The following is a 441-nucleotide window of genomic DNA, read 5'->3' as shown; positions in this document are numbered from 1 at the left end:
CACTCGAAGCGAACACCGCTATCCAGAACGGGAACCTCGACCGCTGGTGGGTGACCCACCTCCAGCGAAACCAGCGGACGGACCTCTACATCGATTTCTACCTCGTGCTGGAGGGCGGCGGGGAGCAGTTCCGGGTCGATCTGGACGCTATCGATTACCAACAGGAGATCCAGACGGATATCTTCGGCAACAAAGCGCAGTACCCGACCGGCAACGGAACGAGCGCTGAGCCCGACAACGGGTCGGCCGACGAGTCACCGGACGGCGACGAGGAAACTGAAACCCCGACGCCGACACCGACGGAGACCGAGACGGATGACGGGCTACTGGGTGGCGACGAGTCTGAGACGGAAACCGCAACGCCAACCGAGACGGAGACAGAATCGGAAACCGCGACGCCGACGGAGACAGCGACTGAGACCGAAACCGACGACGGCGGCC

At 63.3% G+C, this 441-nt stretch carries 1 pseudogene; it reads left to right on the top strand.

Going from position 1 to position 441, the window contains the following annotated elements:
- Positions 1-441: pseudogene (locus tag FY251_RS21465) on the top strand (hypothetical protein); the annotation flags it as partial.

It is taken from the genome of Haloferax sp. KTX1, assembly GCF_902410085.1.
Taxonomy (GTDB): domain Archaea; phylum Halobacteriota; class Halobacteria; order Halobacteriales; family Haloferacaceae; genus Haloferax; species Haloferax massiliensis.
The sequence above is the reverse complement of the archived record's forward strand: the minus strand, read 5'-3'. Positions and strand labels throughout refer to the sequence as shown.